General features: G+C 65.2%; 7 protein-coding genes. All 7 read left to right on the top strand.

The genetic code is table 11. The features are described 5' to 3' along the window. The first annotated feature begins 35 nt into the window (after positions 1-35). On the top strand, positions 36-1,220 hold the full coding sequence (locus AC1Q7O_RS25685; protein WP_492661890.1) for an MFS transporter: 1,185 nt from the start codon (positions 36-38) through the stop codon (positions 1,218-1,220). Further along, entirely contained in the window at positions 1,217-1,357 is a 141-nt protein-coding gene (locus AC1Q7O_RS25690; protein WP_492661850.1) for a hypothetical protein, read from the top strand. The genes AC1Q7O_RS25685 and AC1Q7O_RS25690 overlap by 4 nt, the downstream gene beginning before the upstream one ends. 21 nt (positions 1,358-1,378) lie before the next feature. Beyond that, on the top strand, positions 1,379-1,840 hold the full coding sequence (locus AC1Q7O_RS25695) for a RidA family protein (protein ID WP_492661849.1): 462 nt from the start codon (positions 1,379-1,381) through the stop codon (positions 1,838-1,840). Positions 1,841-1,858: 18 nt separating this feature from the next. Beyond that, positions 1,859-2,251: a VOC family protein gene (locus tag AC1Q7O_RS25700; RefSeq protein WP_492661848.1), complete on the top strand. Its 393-nt coding sequence runs from the start codon at positions 1,859-1,861 to the stop codon at positions 2,249-2,251. A gap of 16 nt (positions 2,252-2,267) precedes the next feature. Further along, positions 2,268-2,549 carry an antibiotic biosynthesis monooxygenase gene (locus AC1Q7O_RS25705; protein ID WP_492661847.1) on the top strand — a complete coding sequence of 94 codons (282 nt, stop codon included), beginning with the start codon at positions 2,268-2,270 and terminating at the stop codon, positions 2,547-2,549. A 101-nt stretch (positions 2,550-2,650) separates the two neighbouring features. After that, the gene (locus tag AC1Q7O_RS25710; protein ID WP_492661846.1) at positions 2,651-3,133 is read left to right on the top strand and encodes a cupin domain-containing protein; all 483 of its coding nucleotides are present in this window, start codon (positions 2,651-2,653) and stop codon (positions 3,131-3,133) included. A gap of 516 nt (positions 3,134-3,649) precedes the next feature. Continuing rightward, positions 3,650-22,056, top strand: an 18,407-nt coding sequence (locus AC1Q7O_RS25715) for an Ig-like domain-containing protein (protein WP_492662765.1), incomplete at its 3' end; no start/stop codon positions are given.

The raw sequence follows: 22,056 nt of genomic DNA on the forward strand, positions 1-22,056 counted from the left end.
CCCTGCCTGCCCCATGGTGGCAGCAGGCCTGGGTGCTGGTCCTGGCCGGCGGTATCGTCATGGGGCTGGCGCTGGGTGTGCGCCATGTGCAGGGCCTGTTCCTGTTGCCCGTGACGCTGGACCGCGGCTGGTCGCGCGAGACCTTCGGCTTCGCCATGGCAATCCAGAACTTGAGCTGGGGTATTGCCCAGCCCTTCACCGGCATGGTGGCGGACCGCTTCGGCTCCGCCAAGGTCATCGCTGCAGGCCTGCTGTTCTACGCCCTGGGTCTGTTCCTCATGGTGCATACGGAAACACCGGCGGGCTTTGTCTGGGCTGCTGGGCTGTGTATCGGCCTCGGCCTGTCCGGCACGACCTTCGGTGCGGTGTACGGCGCCATCAGCCGGTTGGTGACGCCCGAGCGGCGCAGCTGGGCTCTGGGCCTGTCCGGGGCCATCGGCGGCCTCGTGCAGTTCGCCCTGGTGCCGGCCGCGCAGCAACTCCTGAGTGCATGGAGCTGGCCCGGCACCCTGATCGCCTTGGCACTGGCCATGCTGCTCGTTATGCCACTGGCCTTCCCCTTGCGCAGTGAAAGCGCGGTCTCAATGGCCACCCAGGCCGAGCAGCCCTTGCCAGCCGCGTTGAAGGAGGCCTTCAGCCATTCGGGCTTCTGGATGCTCAACCTGGGTTTCCTGGCCTGCGGATTCCAGCTCGCTTTCATCGCCACGCATCTGCCCGCCTATCTGCTCGACAAAGGCATGGCGCCTGCCCATGCCGTCACTGCCTTGGCGATCATTGCGCTGGCAAACGTGCTCGGCACCTACTGCTTCGGGCTGCTTGGTGCGCGCCATCGCAGAAAGTACCTGCTGGCCGGCATCTACCTGCTGCGCGCAGCAGCGATGGCGCTGTTCGTGCTGCTGCCGCTGAGCCCCGTCAGCCTGTATCTATTTGCCGCGGTGATGGGGTTCCTCTGGCTGGGCACGGTGCCGCTGACCAACGGCCTGGTCTCGCAGGTCTTCGGCCTGCGCTACATCACCACGCTGTTCGGCTTCGTCTTCTTCGGCCACCAGCTGGGATCGTTTCTGGGCGTCTGGATGGGCAGCTACCTGTTCGAGCAAACCCAGTCCTACGACCTCATCTGGGGGTGTTCGGTGGTGCTGGGCCTGCTGGCTGCGGCGCTGCACTGGCCCATCAGCGACCGCGAGATTGCGCGACCCGCTCCGAGCAGGAGGCCGGCATGAAGCGGCTCGACGCCGGGCTCTGGCAATGCCTGCTGCCGGCCCTGCTGCTGATGGCGGCCGGCGCCCTGATCTCACGCGCATGGCTGGCGCCCGGGCACCTGGCAGCGTGGCTGCAGCTTCTCCCCCTTTGTTCTTGAAAACTCTCAGGACGGCGCACCATGAACGCTGAGCAACGAATCAAGTCTCTGGGCATCCAACTGCCAACGGGCAGCGGCCCGGCGGGCAACTACGCGACGGCCGTGCAGTCGGGCCAGCTGCTCTTCTTGTCGGGCAAGGCGCCTCTTCCGGTCGACGGCGTGCCGCCGAGAGGACGGGTCGGAAGCGACTATTCGACGGAACAGGGCCGTGAACTCGCGCGCTCCGCATGCATCGATCTGCTGGCCACGATCAGGCATGCGCTCGGCTCCCTGGACCGGGTCGAACGCATCGTCGAGCTGCATGGCGCCATCTGCACGACAGCGGACTTCGAGGGCCACGCGAAGGTCCTGGATGGCGCCTCCGATCTTCTCGTCGAGATCTTCGGCGAAGCAGGGCTGCATGCCCGTTCGGTCATAGGCGTCCTGTCACTGCGTGGCGGCGTTCCGCTCACGCTCAGGGCCACCGTCGAAATCGATCGCTAGCAAGTGGCGCTCCCGCCCATGTACTCACACATCTTTGTCGGCGTGAGCGACTTCGAGCGCGCTCTCGCCTTCTATCAGCCCCTGATGGCAGCCCTCGGCGTTCAAGCCCGGTTCTGCGATGCGGGCCACCCCTGGGCGGGCTGGCAATCGCGCCCGGGACCGCGCCCGCTGTTCGTCATCGCCAAGCCTCACGATGGGCAGGCGCACCAGCCGGGCAACGGGCAGATGACGGCCTTTCTTGCCGCGAACCGGGCCGCGGTGCGCGATGCCTATGCCGCCGCCCTGGCGCATGGCGGCACCTGCGAGGGCGCTCCGGGCTTGCGGCCCGAATATCACGAGCACTACTACGGCGCCTACTTCCGCGACCCCGATGGCAACAAGCTCTGTGTTGCCTGCCACTCGCCCGACTGACGACCTCCGGACATCCATGGACCACGTACTCATCATTCATGCCGTCAAGGACTATCCCGCCTGGAAGCAGGTCTTTGACGGGGCCGCCGCCCTGCGCAAGGAGGCCGGCGAGCAGAGCTATCACTTGCTGCACGACGCGTGCGATCGCAACCGTGTCGTTCACTTCTCCAGGTGGACCTCGCTTGCACAGGCCAAAGCCTTCTTCGAGTCCGACCTCCTGGTGGAGATCCGTCGCCTGGCCGGTGTCGAGGCGCCGGAGTTCAACTATCTGCGCAGCCTGGAACAGGCGACGCTCTGAACCTGAGATCCGGCCAATGCTGGAGACAAGCTCATGACTTTGCGCAGCATGAGTGAGGACGACGCGCTCGACGACTTCAGCAACGACCTCAAGGAAAACACATGAACCAGGACAAGCCGCCCGTCGCCATCAACGCACACCAGGCTGCGGCACGAAGCAGGCCCAGCAGCTACCCGGAGCCCTTCGCTTCGCGCATGTCTGGCCGGGTAATACGGCCGCTGGGTGATGTTTTCGGCTTGTCGAACTTCGGCGTCAATCTGCTTGCGCTGGCTCCGGGCGCCGTGTCGGCACTGCGGCATGCGCACCTGAGGCAGGACGAGTTTGTCTACGTCCTTGCTGGGGCTCCGACGCTCGTCACCGACGCTGGAGAAACCCTGCTGGGGCCCGGGATGTGTGCGGGGTTCCGAGCCGGCAGCGGAGATGCCCACATGCTGGTCAACCGCGGCGAGCGCGAGTGTCTCTGTCTTGTGGTCGGCGACAGGACAGCCGGGGATCAAGCCAGCTATCCGGACGACGACATCGCTGCCCTTCTTGGTGAAGACGGCAAATGGCTCTTCACGCATAAGAACGGCGCCCCCTATTGAATGCGGGCGGCCGACCTCGTCCATTGCAAGTGACGACCGCCGGTCGGCCCCTCAGATCTGCGTCCGCTCGGAGATCTCGAGTGCGTCATCCACCTCGACGCTGGGGTGTCTATTGAACTCGGGCAACCAGCCTTGCTGTGCGTGAGCGGCGCGGGCACCAGGCTCATCTGGAAGCCCTCGGTGACGCGCGAGCACGCTCGATCCTCGAAGTCTTCAATCGTCAGTGCGCGGCCAAGGAAAACGTCGTAGGGGCGTCACCCCGCGCCACCCCAGGGCTGCCAGGCCATCCGCTGGCTAACTGCGTTGTCTAGAGTTTTCACCTAGCCATCCGTCAAGCGTATGAAGGCGATCCCACGACCGATGGGGCAATTCCTCGGAATTGCGGTTGCGCCGAAATATGGCGATTCGCACAGTTGGCGCCTGCCATCCAACAAGTAGTAACAACTTGGCTGGGCGCCCACCGCGCCCGTGACCTGCCAAGCAAGGCCGGGACGGCAGCAACCTGGGAGACATCCAATGAATGCCCAAGCAGGCAACGACTACTCGCGCGCCACAAAACGCGTCAGTTCGCGCCAACAGGCTCGCGCGCAGGCCAAGCCCAGCGCCCTGCTGATGGCATTGGTGCGTCGGGCCCGAATCTTCTGGCTGGGCTGGATCGAGGAACGCTGGGCACAGTTCCGTCGCTGGCGCGATGCACGGCGTGCCTACGCGGCGTCGCAGAAGGCATCGCGCGATCAGATGCGCAGCTTCAAAGTTGAAGGGCTGGAGCCGAGGTTGCTGTTGTCAGCCGATCTGGCACCGGGCTGGAACCCGATGCCCAGCCAGTATCAAGACATCGCCGCGTCGGTGCAGAACGTCGTGGCTCCATCGACGGACGCCGGGCCGACCATGCAGACCGCAGCCACGGTGGTGTTGCCGACCATCCAGCTGTCCGGCCCCGGGCAGGTGGAGGTCCAGGCCATTCCAGATGGCGGCTACGCCATCAAGCTGACCGGCACGACGGCTGCGACCACGGTGACGGCCACAGGCAGCACGCGCTTCCTGATCAAGGATCTGCAGGTCAGTGCCGACGTTGGCAGCGTCAACCTGGGTCTGGCCGACCTGCGCGGCACCGCACAGTTCTCCGGCCGTGTGAGCAGCCTGACCCTCGGACAAATCCAGCAATCCACCTTGACTGTCGAGGGTGCCGGCAGTTTCACCCTGAAAGCGAGCACGCTGCAGGACGCCGTCCTGAACGCGCGCAATGCCGCTGTGACGCTGACAGCCACAGAGTGGCTGGCCAGTACGGCGGGCAGCAGCCGACTCAATGCTCTGACCGTGGCGTCCGCCACGGTGAGCGGTGACTTCGCGGCCGATCTGTTCGTGAGCGGCCCGACCAGCGCGTTCGCGCTCGGCAGCGTTTCCATCGGCGGAACCGTTCAGCGTGGCATCTGGAGCGTCCACGGTCGTGCAAGCTCGATCTCGGTGGGCGCCAGTCGCACCGATTGGCGCGTGAACGTCGACGGCGCGCTCACGCAACTGGTCTCCAAGGGCGACCTGTCCGGCGATGTGGCGGTCGCCGCACTGCAAGTGCTGCAGGTTGGTGGCAGCGCGCGCGCGCTGCACGTGATGGTGGGCGCCAACCTGGGCGACGACGCGGCGCTGGGGGGGGCCGGCGCCAATGCCGACAGCTTCAAGGCCGGTACCTTGGCTCGCCTCCGGGTGGTCGGGGACGTCGTCGACAGCTCCTTCTTCGTCAGCGTCGACCCCACCGATGGCGTGCTCAACGACGGCAACGACGCGCAACTGGGGGGCGTCGCGCAGAGGCTGCAGGAGTTCACTGTCGGTGGCAGCTTGTTGGGCAGGACCAGCATCGTCGCGCCGGGTTTCCCCACGACGGTCCGCATCGGTGCCGCCACGCTCGACCCGAGCGGTCTGCCCCAGTTCCGCACCGCCCCTGCCGACCTGATTGCCCCTGCACTGACAGCATTCGGCCTGGCGCCAGCGAGCGACACCGGTGCCCCCAATGACCGCATCACTGACCTCGCCAAGGTTCAGCTGATCGGGACCGGCGAGCCGGCGGCTCGGGCTGTGCTGCGCCGGTTTGGCTCGGCATCCGAGCTGGCCAGCGGGGTCGTGGGCGCGGATGGCACCTTCAGCTTCAGCGATATCGCCTTGGAACTGGGTGAGACCATCCTGGAGGTATCGCTCTCGGATGCGGCGGGCAACACGACGACGGGCAAGTTGTCGGTGACACGCATCCCGCCGGCAGACCAGGCGGCGCCCACGCTGAACGCCCAATTGGCCAACGACACGGGGAGTGCGTCGAATGACCGCCTGACCTCCGACCCCAGCATCGCCGGCCGGGCCCTGGACAACGTCGGTGTCGCGCACCTCTATGCCGCGCTGGATCCGGCGAGTGGCCAACTCCCCACCGTCGAGCTTGCTCAGTTGCTCGGCGCGGACGGCAGCTTCACGTTGAGCCGCCAGGTGTTGGACACGCTGGCGGGGAGCACCTTGTCTGACGGGGCGCATACCGTCCGGCTGATGGCCAAGGACGCCGCGGGCAACGTCTCGGCGCAGCTGGATGTGAGCTTTGTGTTTGACAGCGTGGCCCCCGGCATTACCGGCTTCAACCTCGCCGCTGCCAGCGATACGGGCACGCCGAACGACCGCATCACCGATCTCGCCAAGGTGGACCTGCTGGTCGAGGCGGAGCCGGGCGCAGCAGTGGTTCTGCGGCGCGCTGGCAGCAACACGCCGTTGGCCAGCGGCACGGTCGGCGCAGACGGCAAGCTCGGCTTCATCGACGTTTCGCTGGAGGTCGGCCTCACCGAGTTCACGCTTTTCCTGGCTGACGCCGCGGGCAACACCCGCACCAGCACGCTGTCGGTGACACGCACCGGCGCGGCCGTCGATCAGGCAGCGCCCACGATCACGGCGGGGCTCGCCAATGACACCGGTACATCGGCGACCGACGGCCAGACTCGCGATCCCAGCATCACCGGCAAGGCCAGCGACAACGTCGGCGTCGCGCACCTGTATGCCATCGTCGATGGCGCCGCCAACGAACTCCCCAGCGCGCAGTTGGACAACCTGCTCGCGCGAGACGGCAGCTTCACGCTTTCCCGGGAAGTCCTGGAGGCATTGATCGGCGGCAAGCTCAGTGATGGCACCCACCTGGTGCGCCTGCAGGCGGCTGATGCCGCAGGCAACAAGTCTGCCGTGCTGAGCGTCCAGTTCACGCTGGATAGCGTCGCGCCGGACTTCTCGGGGTTCGCGCTCAGCAGTGCCGACGCCACCAACGCCAGCTTGGACGAAACGTCGGGCGGTACCGTGCAGCTCAAGGGCACGGCCGAGCCTGGCGCCGTCGTTCGGCTGGAAGCGCAAGGGCTGTCGACGACGGCTGCCGGCAATGGGAGCTTTGTGCTCCCGGGGGTGCAGCTCAATGAAGGCGCCAACGTCCTCACCTTGACGGCCAGGGACGCCGCGGGGAACACGACCAGCCTCACACGCACGCTGACGCGCACCACGGTCGTCCAGGCCGACCAGGTGCTGGTCTGGAACACCGTCGCCTTGCGCGCGATCCAGCAGGACGTGACGGATCCCGAGGTGGCCACGCGCACGCTGGCGATGATCAATCTCGCCCAGTACGACGCGCTGGCTGCCATCGACGGCACGCCGGCGTTTCTGGTGCAGCGCACTGTTGGCACACCGGCCAGCGCCCACGCGGCAGCAGCAGTCGCCGCGCACCGCATCCTGAGCCTGACCTACCCCGCGCAGAAAGCGACGTTCGACGCTGCGCTCGCCACAGCGCTTGCCGGCATCCCCGACAGTGCCGCGAAGGACACCGGCATCGCGTTGGGCCTGAGCGTGGCGGACGGCGTGTGGAGCATCCGCAGCGGGGATGGCTCCGCGGATTTCGCGCCATTCAGCGGCAGCACGGAGCCGGGCAAGTGGCGCCCCACTGCGCCCATGTACGACGTGGCCGAGGCGCCCGAGTGGGCGACGGTCACCCCCTTCGTGCTCAGCCGACCCGATCAATACCGCCCGCCCGCGCCACCGGCGCTGGACAGCGCGGCCTACGCCGCGGACGTGAACGAAATCAAGGCGCTGGGCAGCGCCAACAGCACCACCCGCACTGCCGACCAGACGCAGCAGGCGCACTTCTGGGCAGACGGCAAAGGCAGCTACACGCCCCCCGGACACTGGAACCTGATCGCTGCGCAGGTGGCGCAAGCCAAGGGCAACAGCCTGAGCGCCAATGCACGGCTGTTCGCACAGCTGAATGTGGCCATGGCCGACGCCGCCATCGCGGCGTGGGATGCCAAGTATTACTACGGTGCCTGGCGCCCCGAAACGGCCATCCAGTTGGCCGACACGGACGGCAACGCAGCGACGACGGCGGATCCGAACTGGACGCCGTTGATGATCAATCCGTCCCACCCAGACTACGTCTCGGGCCACTCCACCTTCAGCAACGCCGCCGCCGCGGTGCTGGCATCGGCCTTCGGAGACAACACCGCGTTCACAACCATCAGCGTGACGCTGCCGAATGTGACCCGCAGCTTCACGAGCTTCAGCGAGGCCGCCACGGAGGCCGGACGCAGCCGCATCTACGGCGGCATCCACTTCCAGTACGCCAATGACGCCGGCAAGGTGCTGGGCCAGCAGGTGGCAGCCGCCACGCTGGCGCGCTTCAGCCTGCAGCAGGACAAGACCGCGCCCACCATCGTGGCGTCGGCGACGCCAGGCGCGACGCGCACCAACCTGACGCTCACCGGGCAGGTGCTGGACAACCTGTCCGGCGTCGCCCTGGCACAGTACCGCATCGATAGCGGCGCCGCGCAGACGCTGGCGCTGGACGCCAACGGCAACTTCAGCATCACGACAGCACTGGCGCTAGACGGCACGGCGGATGGCACTCACACGCTGACGCTCGTCGCGCGGGATGCGGCCGGCAACGAAAGCGCCGCCTTTGTTCGCAGCTTCACACTGGATACAAAGGCGCCCACCGTGACGCTGACCAGCATCGCCGCGGGCGATGCGCTGAGCTCAGCCACTCGACTGACCGGGACCGCCTCGCCCACGGGCACGACACTGACCCAGCTCAGCGTGCAGATCGATTCCGGCGTCTCCCAGAACCTGGTCTTCGACGCGACCACGGGCACCTTTGACGAGCCGCTGTTCCTTCGCAACCTGTCGGTCGGTGACCACACGCTGACCGTCACTGCCATCGACGCCGCAGGCAACTCGTCCACCCTGACGCGTGCCGTCAAGCTCGAGGCGCTGCCGCCCCTGACGATCACCGCGCTGACGCCCACGGAGGGATCGGGTGATGTAGGTGTCACGGTACGACCACAGGTGCGCTTCTCGCGCGCGGTCAACGTCGCCACGCTGACGGCCGACTCGTTCTACGCCACCGGTCCGGATGGCAGCAAGCTCGCCGCCACCATCGTGCCGGCCAGCGACGGCAGCTACGCGTGGCTGTTCTTCACCAACCCGATGCCGGGCGGCTCGCAGATCACGCTCCATCTCGATGGCAACAAGATCCGCGGCGCGGCCGACGGCAGCTTCCTGGATGCGGATGGCAATGGAACGCCGGGCGGTGAGCTGGCACAGAGCTTCACGACCGTCAGTCGAACGGCAGTTGCTGGCACCAAGCTGGTGGGCAAGGTCGTCGACCCGGGTCCTGACCTGGAGCCGATGACGTTCGACGACATTCGTCGCGGCCCGGACGGCGTGATCCACACGCCCGACGACGTGTTCCTGCTGCCCATCGCCCACGCCAAGGTCTACATCCTTGGGCAAGAGGATCGGTTCGTCTACACGGATGCGAGTGGCAACTTCGAGCTGACCGATCTGCCCGCTGGCACGGTGAAGGTCGCCATCGACGGGCGCACGGCGACCAATGCGCCGAACGGTGTGTTCTTCCCTGAAATGGTGATGGATGCCCAACTCCGTCCGGGTGTGTCGAACACGCTGATGGGCAGCATGGGGACGGTCGAAGAGCGGCTCACGAACCTGGATCGCAGGGAGGTCTACCTGCCGCGCGTGCAGACCAGTTCGCTCCAGGCCGTCAGCGATACGGCCCCCACGGTGATCACGGTGACCGATGCGAAGTCAGCGCCGCAGCTCACTGAGCAGGAGCGCTCCGCGCTGACGCTGACGGTCAATCCGGGATCGGCGATCGGCGAGAACGGGCAAGTACTGCAGAACGTGCAGATCGGCCTCAGCACCGTTCCGCCGGAGCTCGTGCGCGACATGCTGCCTCCCGGCGTGATGCAGCACACCTTTGACATCACGATTCAGGCACCGGGGGTGGCCACGTTTGCCGAACCGGTTCAGATCACGTTCCCGAACGTGTTCGGCGCAGCGCCTGGCGAGAAGCTGGCCATCCTGAGCTTCGATCACACGACGGGCATGCTGGTGATCAACGGGACCGGGACCGTATCGGCGGACGGATTGACGGTGGTTTCCGATCCTGACTCCGGCATCAAAGCGCCTGGTTGGCATGGCGTAGCACCGCCAGGAGAGTGTGGTGGCACGGGCGGGCCGCCTGAGCAGCCCAGGCCAAAGCAGCCGGGCGACACAGAAGACCCTGCCACCATCGAAGTACTGGAATTGATCACGGCTGACGGCACTGGCCTGCTGGGATCTCTCTTCGATAGCTTCTTCGAGGCCGAATGGAAAGCGCCCGACGCGCTACCAGACACACCCACACAGCCGGCTCCCCCGGCAGATTGCCCGGTGCCGCCGCCCCCTGCTGATCCGCCAGGAAAAAAGCAGCCGTACATCAAGGTGAACATCGCAGTGGACGGACCGCTAGCAGAGTTCATGAAGTCCACGGGTGACGTGAAGCTAGACGGAGATGAGTTCAAGCTGGTCGCTGGTTCAGGAGACAGCAAGGAGTTCAGCTTTAACCCCAAGACTTTCGCCGAGATTGAACCATCCGGCGGGATGTCAAAGATCAATGAGAACCGCCTCTACGGCAGCAAGATCACCATCAAAGAGGTGACGGGGCGTCCTGACGGTACGACGCATACCAAGACTCGAGTCGTTTATGTAACTCGCTACATCGATGCCACGGACAGCGATCACGAAGACGCCAAAGCCGAGTTCAGTGCAGCATTGGTGGACGGCGTGGCGCGAACCGTTCCGCTGAAGATCTTGGCAGGCAGCTCCGGATTGCAAGCCAACGCAAGCGGAGCGGCTTTCACTGGATCGAACGCTACGCAGCTCGCTTTCGATCCCACAGCCTCCGGCGCCAACACGGGCGAGCTTCGCTTCCGATACCCCAATGCCGTTCTTGTTCCGCAGAAGGTGGATCTAGCTGGACAGGGCGCGCTCATACAGCGCGTCTACGTCGACGTTACAAGCCTTGTCAGCACTTTCGAGGCTATCGCAAGCCGCAATGACTCGTACACGGTCTATTCAGAAACAGCCGGTGTTTCTGCAGCGGAGATCAAACTCTTCGACAACCTTGAAGACGACCTGACAACGTCCAAGCCTAACGAGAGGCTGGATCTGGCCAATGCCATCGCGAACGCGACCTACGCGCATTTCGCGGCCTACTCCTCGGGCATCGCTACGGGCGCAGGATTCGGCGACATGACATCTGTCGTCGCCAGCACAAATTCAAACTTCTCGATCCTCGCATTGGGCCAAATACCGTCAACCCTTTTTGGCACATCCACTCCCGCCGGCGGCGTTGACGACGCGAGTGCCATCAAGACATTGATGGAATCAATCAAGAACTACAGCCCTGCAGAGCGGGCCTTCAGGCTTGATGCAGTTATCAACAACCGATTGACTGGCCAAGTTGACTTGCATCCTGACACGCATCTCGAAGGAAGCGAATCCTTGACCCGCGACCAGCTGATCAAGATTGTGTCCGACACAGCCGCACATGAGTATGGCCACACACTGGGATTAGCACACACCTACAAGACCTTCTCCGACAAACCTACTAGGGAGGTAGTCATCGGAGGGATCCACGGCCAGAACGACATGATGATGGGTCACGCGGGCAGCCTATGGGAGGGCCCGCTGGCATTCACAGGAATTACAAATCCATCCCTGCTGATGGCTGCCAACATGGTCTACGGCGATTCCGACGTAGTGACGGCCATTGACTACTACACACAAAACTACATCGCTGCAGCACCCTTCTCTGCCCTGCCAGACGCGGATGAACCAGAAACACCAGACTTCACATTCGCCGGCGCAAGAATATCCGTTACCGACACATCGAGCGCAACGCTGATTCTCAACACGATTGACTTCGGCCCCCAACCAATCAGCATCGGACAGTCATCGACTCAAACGGGCACAACGAAAACACTTCGTCTCTTCAACTATGGAAGTGACGATTTCACGCTGAAAAACTTAATCAGCTCGAACGCCTCGTTTTCCTTCACCGGCCTCAAAAGTGGTGACGTGATCAAAGCAGGCACCTCTGCGAACCTGACAGTTACATTCAACCCGTCCTCCGTGGGAGCACAGACGGGCAGGATCAGCATTCAAGCCAATGAAGCCGGCGCAGACGTTTCGCTGGATCTACAAGGCTTTGCGAGACCCACGGAAGCCTTCCTCACCGTCGAAAGAGCAGAGAACAACCTGGGAGGTCTGGACCTCTCCGCGAGAACTTCTGCCGCCGATGTCTTTGTCCTGCGGAACGACGGGCTGACGCCATTGAGCATCAATGACGTTCTCTTAGCAAACGCAAGATCGGACATCAAGCTTGTCGGACTCCCCGCAGATCTGGCGACTCACCCAGTCACACTCGCATTTGGCGAGACGCTGGTATTCGGCGTTGAGATGGGGATGGACCGTTCCGGACTGACTGCACAGAAGATTACTGTTCGCTCGAATGCATCAAACACTCCTGATCTGACGTTGTCAGTGACTGCAACAGGCTTTAATGGCGTTCATTCCTTCGATTGGGGAAATGACTTCATTGCCGTTGAGGTGGGAGGAAACACACTACGCGCCACCAGCGACTCGGCCGGCAACTTCAGTGTATTTCTCCCCGCCAACAGTCCCTACAAGATCACCGTCTTCGATCCTGAAAGTGGCTTGATCGCCCAAAGCAGCGGCGTCACTCGCCAGTCGGGTCGCGGCATGGACTTGACCTCAAATCTGATATTCAAGCCTAGCACTGCACCAGACTCCGACTTCGACGGCCTGCCTGACGATATCGAGTTTGCGATCGGCACCAATCGAAACGGCAAAGACACAGATAGAGACGGTCTCGACGACTTCACGGAAATTCAGCAAGGTTTGGACCCCTTGGGTGGGCTTAACTTGCCAGTTGGCGTACTAGCCACGTCAGCCCTGCAAGGCAGCGCGGAAGCCGTAGCGACTCTTGGCGCAACAAGCGGCGCCGGCACTGCAACCGCACTTGTTGCCACAGGCAGCTACGGCCTAGCCGTCGTCGACGCATCGTCCTTTACCAAGCCGCGCCTGCTTTCCCAACTGGATCTGGCCGGTACCAGCGTCGATATCGCCGCGGATGGCGGCCGCGGCATCGCCGCAGTCGCGGGCAGCGATGCTGGCCTGCATCTGATCGATATCTCAACGCCGGCAGCTCCCAAGCTACTGCAAACGGTTGCGCTTGGTGCTTCCGTCACTGGAGTGGTTGTCCGAGACGGCATCGCATACGCCATCTACGGCTCGCGCATTGCTGCCATCGACCTCAATACCGGCGATGTGCGCAGCACGCTCGATCTCGCCAGCTTCGGTGGCAGCACGCTGACCGACATCGCGGTCGACGGCACAGCGCTCTACACGATGGACAGCAGTCGCACGCTGCGGACGATCGCCATCAATGGGGACCTGCTCGTATCACGTGATTCGCTGACGCTCGCAAACGGCGGCGGCAACATCTTTGTGGGCGGCGGCACCGCCTACGTTGGGACGACCAACGACTTCAATCAAGGGTTCAGCACGGTCGACGTGCGCGATCCGGGCAACATCAGTTTGTTGAGCGATGTGGACGCCGTCAATGTGGCTGGGCAAGGCATTGCCGCAAACGGCTCCGGTCTGCTGGTCAACGTTGGCAATTTGCGTGGCCCACAAGGCCAGCAAATCTATGCACTCGACGTGTTGAATGGCAACGACCCGACCAACACCGGCGCCTTCCTCACGCGCATCAACCTGCCGTCTGCGCCCAAGGACATCGCGCTGGCCAACGGCCTGGCCTTCGTGGCCAACGGGAGTAGCGGCCTTCAGATCGTCAACTACGCCGGTTTTGACACGCAGGGCGTGGCGCCTGTCGTCTCCATCGTGGCGGACGCGCTCGATGCTGATGTCAGCACGCCAGGCGTCCAGGTGCTCGAAGGTCGTGCCGTTCGGATCCTGCCGTCCATCCGCGACGACGTACAGGTTCGCAATATCGAGTTGCTGATCAACGGTCAGGTCGTCTCCACCGATGTCGCGTTCCCGTGGGAGCTGTTTGCTCAGGCGCCCACGATCGCCGCAGGCGGCACCAAGATGACCATCCAGGTCCGTGCCACCGACACCGGCGGCAACGTCGGCCTGTCGAATCTGATGACGCTGGACGTCGTCCCCGACACCTTCGCGCCTGCCCTTCAGTCCGTCAACGTCGAGGAAGGCGCGCGGCGCTTCTTCGTCAAGTCGGTGGACTTCCGCTTCGATGAACCGCTGGACGTTGCTCGCCTCACCACCAGCGCCGTCACGCTCGCTCGAGCCGGGGCTGACGGCCAGTTCGGTACGACCGATGACGTGGCATTGCCAGTCAGCTTGGATTTCCGCTCGCAAGGGCAGATGTTCTCCGTCCTGACCGGCGGCTACCTCGCACCGGGCGAATATCAGCTCAGGGTGGCGGGCGACGCCGTCAGCGACAAGGCGGGTAACAAGCTCACTGCAGATCTGGTGCGCCACTTCACCATCCGCCCGGCGAGCGATGTCAAAGCTGAATCCGGCGTGGCCGAGATTCTGACGGCACCATCGGCCAATCCGGGCCAGCAGATTGGCATCGGCGTTCCCTTTGATCCCGTCCTTGCTCGTGCCACCGTTCCCGTGATCGACGCGGGAGGCAACCTGTCGACGACTACCGTCAGCGCCACGCGCTGGGACGCGGCACGAGGCATCGCCTACTTCACCGTTCCGCTCAACGCGGTGACGGGTGACGTGACCGTCTTCGGCCTGGAAGGCAGCACACGCACGGACTTCCCTGACGGGACCTTCCCCCTGCAAATCGTCCCGCGCATCACGGACGTGCAAGTGCAGTCTGTTTCCGGCGACGGCAGCACGGTTGTCGTGGTTATCAAGGGGAGCGGCTTTGTTGAAGGCAGCAGCTCCGAGTACCGCTTTGGCAGCGGTGCTGGCAGCGTGGTTCTCACGGACACCGGCGCCAACATCGGCCCCGACGTCCAGCAGATCTACGACCCCAACCAGGGCCAGTACTTCAACGGCCAGGTGACGCTGACCGTGCCGCTGTCCAGCGGCGTGTTCGGTCCCATCACCCTCAAGACGGCGGGCGGCACAAGCGCCACCTTCTCACTCAGCCTCACCAGCATCCAGTCCACTGCGTTGTCCGGCACCCCCGCTGATGCTGCACTGGCCTCGGCCAACCCTGGCCAGGCCATCACCCTCATCGGCACGGGTCTCACCACCGACACCGATGTGCTGCATCGCTACGTCGACTACAACGGCAATCCCGCGCTGGGGGTGCTCCGCCCGGTCTCGGTATCCGCCGACGGGACGCGCGCCACGCTTGTCGTGCCCACCCATGCCAATGGCGCGTTCTCGCTGCAGATCTTTGGCTCCACCAGCCAGCCGGTGCTGCAGGTCGTTCCAGTGCTGCGCCGCATCGACAGCAACGGTGCGCTCTACGGCGCCGGTTTCGTCGAGGGTGCCACCACGTTCACGTTGCCCGGCGCCACCGTCGTCGATTCGGTCACCAACGCCGGTGTGGATGTCTCCAACTACACCGACAGCGCGCTGGACACCACCTTCTACAGCGGCCTGGCCACGCTGAACTCGACGCTCATGCCGCGCTTCGGCATGGGCTCGGCCACCATCACCACGGCCGGTGGCACGTCTGCCCCTCTTGCACTCAACGCATTGCGCGCCGGCTCCGACACGGCCAGCACCGGCCAGCTCGGCGATGTCGCCATCGATCCGGTGTCCGGCGCCCTGTGGGCCAGCGACACCACCAACCCCGGCCACCTGCTGCGCCTGGATCCCGCCACCGGTGCCGTGCTGCAGACCCTCACGCTGACCGCCGCCTTCGGCTCACAGTCCGGCAGCAACTACACCGGGCTGCAGATCCTGTCTCAGTCCATGACGCTGGGCGGCACCACCGTGCCCGCCGGCAGCCTGCTGCTCTTCCAGGGCAACTCCAACAGCGTCACCGCCATCGACCTTGCCACCGGCAGCGTCATCAAGCGACAGGCCATCCCCACGGGCTACGCCTTCACCGCCGGCGTCTTCGACGCCGCCACCGGCCATCTCTTCGCGCTCTCGCACAACCTCAACCAGCTCGTCGAGCTCAACCCGGCCAACGGCGTCGAGATCGCCCGCTTTGCCCTGCCCGTCAACGTGCAGAGCTGGGCCGGCATGGCCATCGACCCGACCGACGGCAACTTCTGGATCGGCTCTTCCAACGCCGCGGCGCAGCTGGTCAAGATCAGCCGCTCCGGGGTCGAGCTGCGTCGCGTGGACTTCTCCACCCAAGGTCTGCCCAACGTCTCGGGCCTGGCCTTCGCTGCCGACGGCACGCTGCGCGCGTCCACCAACCAGGGCCTGATCTACAAGCTCGACCTGGGCGCCGTCGATGTGGGCATCAAGGCCGCCACGCTGAGCCAGGTGATTTCGACTCAGTTGCAGGGCAACGCCGCCAATGCGGCGCAGGCCGCGGCCAATGTCGGCCAGGTCATCGAGCTCGTGGGCACCAACTTCGGCACCAACACGCAGGTGCTGTTCAACACGCGTGATGCCAGCGGCAACACCAGCACCGTCGCCGTGCGGCCCAACGTCGTCGATGCCACTGGCACCCGCCTGCAGGTGACGGTGCCCAATCTCGCTTCGTCCGGGGACATCCGTGTCGTCAACACGGGCATCGGTGCCAGCAACCTGGGCTTCGGCAGCGCCACGGACGCCATCTACCGCGGCATCGCTACGACCTTCGTGGCCGGCAGCAGCACGGCCACGCTGCGCTTCGCCGATGGTGGCCTGGAAGCCCTCAACAACGAGAGCTGGGGCATCGACAACGTCATCGTCCGCCAGGGGGCCACAGAGGTCTTCCGGGATTCGTTCGAGGGTGGCGCCAAGGCCAACTGGAGCAACACCACCACCAACAAGGAGGCCCTGGGCACCTTCGGTGAGTTCTCTGGGCGCTTCAACAACGCCGGCCAGACACTGACCTTGACAGGACTGACCGCCGGCCAGACCTACACCCTGAACTTCGATGCCTACCTCATCGATTCCTGGGACGGCGCCAACCCCAGCGCAGGACCCGACACGCTGCAGGTCAGCGTTGACGGCGTGAACATCTGGCGTGAGCCGTTTGCCAACGACAGCAACGACACCCGGGCCGCCCAGACGTATGGCGCCAGCGCCGGCATCCGCCTGCAGATCGTGCCCACACTCGCCAGCCTGTCGGCTGCGCCTGGTACAGACGCTGTGTTCACGCTCACCGGCTCGGGCTTCATGGAGGGCGCCATGTCCCTCACGGTCGGTGGCGTCGTCTTCACCGACCCTGACACCCTCACCTCGCCCTTCGATGTGTACGGCGCTCGCAACGACACCTTCAATGTCGTCGCCCCCCGCACGCTCGACGGCCCGGTGCGTGTCACCACCGACGGTGGCTGGGCCGAGCTGCCCGGCTTCGTCTACACCGTCCAGCCGCTGGTGCAGTTCAGTGGCATCTCCTCGTCATACGGAGATCAGAACGGGTCCCCCGTCGATGCCACGCAGCCGTGGGCCGTGACCGGCCAGAGCATCGTGCTGTCCGGCCAGGGCTTCACCAGCAGCACGCTGGTGCAGTTCCAGGCCATCGATGACACCGGTCGCCTGGGCACCATCACCCGCACCGGCACTGTCTCCGCCAACGGCACCGTGCTCACCGTCGAGGTCCCCGCCCTGGCACGCACCGGTGACGTCACGGTGCTGGGCAGCGGCACGAGCATCCGCCTGCAGATCGCTCCCACCTTGCGCGCCATCGGTGGCACCGTCGCCGCTGGCAACACGCTGGTGCTGGAGGGCACCGGGCTCACTGCCAATGACCTCGTCATCACCATCGATGGCCAAGGTGTGGGCAGCTTCACGGTGCGCACGATCAACGACAGCGTCAGCACCGGCTACATCGACCAGCAGTTGCTCACCCTCACCGTCCCCAACGGTGTGTCCGCCGGCGTGATCACGGTCTCCACCGCCGGTGGCACGAGCGTTCTGCGCACAGGCTCGCTTCCCGCCACGACTGCATTGAGCGATCTTGTCCCGACCACGGACATCGGTGACGTCTTGGCCACCGCCACGGCGACACCGGTTGCACTCAATCAGACGCAACGCATCAACGCCAACATTGCATCCGGCCTGGATGTCGACCTGTACCGCGTTGACCTCGCAGCAGGCGACCTGCTGAAGATCAGCATCGGCACCGACTACTACAACTACACCTATGGTCATCTGCGCCTCTTTGACGGCGCAGGCCGCGAACTCGCCAGCCGTGACTACTTCTACTACGGTGGCGCGGTCACGCTGAACTTCGCTGCGCCGAGCAGCGGCAGCTACTACATCGGCCTCAGCGGCTACGGCAACACGAACTACGACCCCAAGCAGGCTAACTCGGGCACCAGCGGCACGGCAAACGCCTACTCGCTGCTGCTGGAACGCCAGCTGGCCGGCGGCTCGCATGTCTCGGGGATCACGGCAAGTGCTTCGAGCGGCACGCCGGCGGCCTCTGGCGTTGCCTCGGCCAATGTGGGTCAAACCATCACGCTCAACGGCACGGCCTTGCTTGCCAATGATCAGGTAGTGTTCACGGTGCTGGACGACAGCGGCAACCTCTCCGAGCAGGTGGTCAGCCCTGCCAGCGTCGCCGCCGATGGCAAGAGCCTCTCCGTCCTGGTTCCCGTGAACGCCACCACCGGCCGGGTACGCCTGGCGCGCGACGTGGTTGGGTCGTTACTGCAGATCGTGCCGACCCTGACCGACGTCGCCGGCAACGGCGCTTTCACGGGCGGCACCTTGACGTTGACCGGCAGCGGCTTTGCCGAGAGCGGCAGCACCGTGCTCATGGGCAATGCACGGGTCGCGGACGTGGGGCGCCACCACGGCCTGGATGTATACAGCAACGGCGCGGCACTCACCTTCACCGTACCGCCTGGCGCGCCTTCCGGCCCCCTCCAGGTCAGAACGGCCGGCGGCACCAGCGCACCCTTTGGATTGGCGCTGTCAAGCATCGATGCCTCCGCAGCTCAAGGCTCGGCAGTCAGCGCTGCTCAGCCATCCGCGAATCCGGGTCAGAGCGTAACGCTCAATGGCCAACGCTTTGACTTCACCACCGACGTGATCTTCGAGACCGTCGATCAAAGCGGCAACCGCGGCGAGCTCATCGTGCGCCCGATCGTGGTCAGCGCAGATGGCCGCCAGGCCAAGGTCATCGTGCCGATGAACGCCGTGAGCGGCAGGATCCGAGTCGCGGGCGACAGCAATGGCATCAGCCTGCCGCTGCAGATCGTCCCGGTGATCACGGACGTGCAGGTGCAGTCGGTAGCCGGCGACGGCAGCACGGCCGTCGTGGTGATCAAGGGCAGCGGCTTCGTCGAGGGCAACAACTCCGAGTACCGTTTTGGCAGCGTGGCAAGCGGTGTGGTCGTGACGGACGCTGGCGCCGGCACCGGACCCGATGTTCAGCAGATCTACGACCCCAACCAGGGCCAGTACTTCAACGGCCAGGTGACGCTGACCGTGCCGCTGTCCAGCGGCGTGTTCGGTCCCATCACCCTCAAGACGGCGGGCGGCACAAGCGCCACCTTCTCACTCAGCCTCACCAGCATCCAGTCCACTGCGTTGTCCGGCACCCCCGCTGATGCTGCACTGGCCTCGGCCAACCCTGGCCAGGCCATCACCCTCATCGGCACGGGTCTCACCACCGACACCGATGTGCTGCATCGCTACGTCGACTACAACGGCAATCCCGCGCTGGGGGTGCTCCGCCCGGTCTCGGTATCCGCCGACGGGACGCGCGCCACGCTTGTCGTGCCCACGCATGCCAATGGCGCGTTCTCGCTTCAGATCTTTGGCTCCACCAGCCAGCCGGTGCTGCAGGTCGTTCCAGTGCTGCGCCGCATCGACAGCAACGGTGCGCTCTACGGCGCCGGTTTCGTCGAGGGTGCCACCACGTTCACGTTGCCCGGCGCCACCGTCGTCGATTCGGTCACCAACGCCGGTGTGGATGTCTCCAACTACACCGACAGCGCGCTGGACACCACCTTCTACAGCGGCCTGGCCACGCTGAACTCGACGCTCATGCCGCGCTTCGGCATGGGCTCGGCCACCATCACCACGGCCGGTGGCACGTCTGCCCCTCTTGCACTCAACGCATTGCGCGCCGGCTCCGACACGGCCAGCACCGGCCAGCTCGGCGATGTCGCCATCGATCCTGTGTCCGGCGCCCTGTGGGCCAGCGACACCACCAACCCCGGCCACCTGCTGCGCCTGGATCCCGCCAGCGGTGCCGTGCTGCAGACCATCACGCTGACCGCCGCCTTCGGCTCACAGTCCGGCAGCAACTACACCGGGCTGCAGATCCTCGCCCAGGCCATGACGCTGGGCGGCACCACCGTGCCCGCCGGCAGCCTGCTGATCTTCCAGGGCAACTCCAACAGCGTCACCGCCATCGACCTTGCCACCGGCAGCGTCATCAAGCGACAGGCCATCCCCACGGGCTACGCCTTCACCGCCGGCGTCTTCGACGCCGCCACCGGCCATCTCTTCGCGCTCTCGCACAACCTCAACCAGCTCGTCGAGCTCAACGTCGCCACCGGGGTGGAGATCGCCCGCTTCGCCCTGCCCGTCAACGTGCAGAGCTGGGCCGGCATGGCCATCGACCCGACCGACGGCAACTTCTGGATCGGCTCTTCCAACGCCGCGGCGCAGCTGGTCAAGATCAGCCGCTCCGGGGTCGAGCTGCGTCGCGTGGACTTCTCCACCCAAGGTCTGCCCAACGTCTCGGGCCTGGCCTTCGCTGCCGACGGCACGCTGCGCGCGTCCACCAACCAGGGCCTGATCTACAAGCTCGACCTGGGCGCCGTCGATGTGGGCATCAAGGCCGCTACGCTCACTCAGGTGCTCGCCACGCAGCTGCAGGGCAACGCCGCCAACGCGGCGCAGGCCGCGGCCAATGTCGGCCAGGTCATCGAACTCGTGGGCACCAACTTCGGTGCCAACACGCAGGTGCTGTTCAACACCCGTGACGCCGGCGGCAACACTGGCACCGTCGCCGTGCGGCCCAACCTCGTCAACGCCACCGGCACCCGCCTGCAGGTGACGGTGCCCAATCTCGCTTCGTCCGGGGACATCCGTGTCGTCAACACGGGCATCGGTGCCAGCAACCTGGGCTTCGGCAGCGCCACGGACGCCATCTACCGCGGCATTGCCACGACCTTCGTGGCCGGCAGCAGCACGGCCACGCTGCGCTTCGCCGATGGTGGCCTGGAAGCCCTCAACAACGAGAGCTGGGGCATCGACAACGTCATCGTCCGCCAGGGGGCCACCGAGGTCTTCCGGGACTCCTTTGAGGGCGGCGCCAAGGCCAACTGGAGCAACACCACCACCAACAAGGAGGCCCTGGGCACCTTCGGTGAGTTCTCTGGGCGCTTCAACAACGCCGGCCAGACACTGACCTTGACAGGACTGACCGCCGGCCAGACCTACACCCTGAACTTCGATGCCTACCTCATCGATTCCTGGGACGGCGCCAACCCCAGCGCAGGACCCGACACGCTGCAGGTCAGCGTTGACGGCGTGAACATCTGGCGTGAGCCGTTTGCCAACGACAGCAACGACACCCGGGCCGCCCAGACGTATGGCGCCAGCGCCGGCATCCGCCTGCAGATCGTGCCCACACTCGCCAGCCTGTCGGCTGCCCCCGGCACCGACTCCGCCTTCACGCTCTCCGGCTCGGGCTTCATGGAAGGCGCCACGTCCCTCACGGTCGGCGGCATGGTCTTCACCGACCCCGACTCGATCACCTCGCCCTTCGATGTCTACGGCGCACGCAACGACACCTTCAATGTCGTTGCCCCCCGCACGCTCGACGGCCCGGTGCGTGTCACCACCGACGGTGGCTGGGCCGAGCTGCCCGGCTTCGTCTACACCGTCCAGCCGCTGGTGCAGTTCAGCGGTATCTCCTCGCTCATCAGCGACCAGAACGGTGCTGCCGCGACGTCTGACCAACCCTGGGCCGTGACCGGCCAGAGCATCGTGCTGTCCGGTCAGGGCTTCACCGGCAGCACGCTGGTGCAGTTCCAGGCCATCGATGACACCGGTCGCCTGGGCACCATCACCCGCACCGGCAGCGTCTCCGCCAACGGCACCGTCCTCACCGTCGAGGTTCCCGCCCTGGCACGCACCGGCGACGTCACTGTGCTGGGCAGCGGCACGAGCATCCGCCTGCAGGTCGCCCCCACCTTGCGCGCCATCGGTGGCACCGTCGCCGCTGGCAACACGCTGGTGCTGGAGGGCACCGGGCTCACTGCCAATGACCTCGTCATCACCATCGACGGCCAAGGTGTGGGCAGCTTCACGGTGCGCACGATCAACGACAGCGTCAACGCCGGCTATCTCGACCAGCAGCTGCTCACCCTCACCGTCCCCAACGGGGTGTCCGCCGGCGTGATCACGGTCTCCACCGCCGGTGGCACCAGCACGCTGCGATCGGCCGCACTGCCGGCGCTCGTCGCATTGCCCGA

Source organism: Roseateles sp. GW823-FHT07B05, from assembly GCF_058794515.1.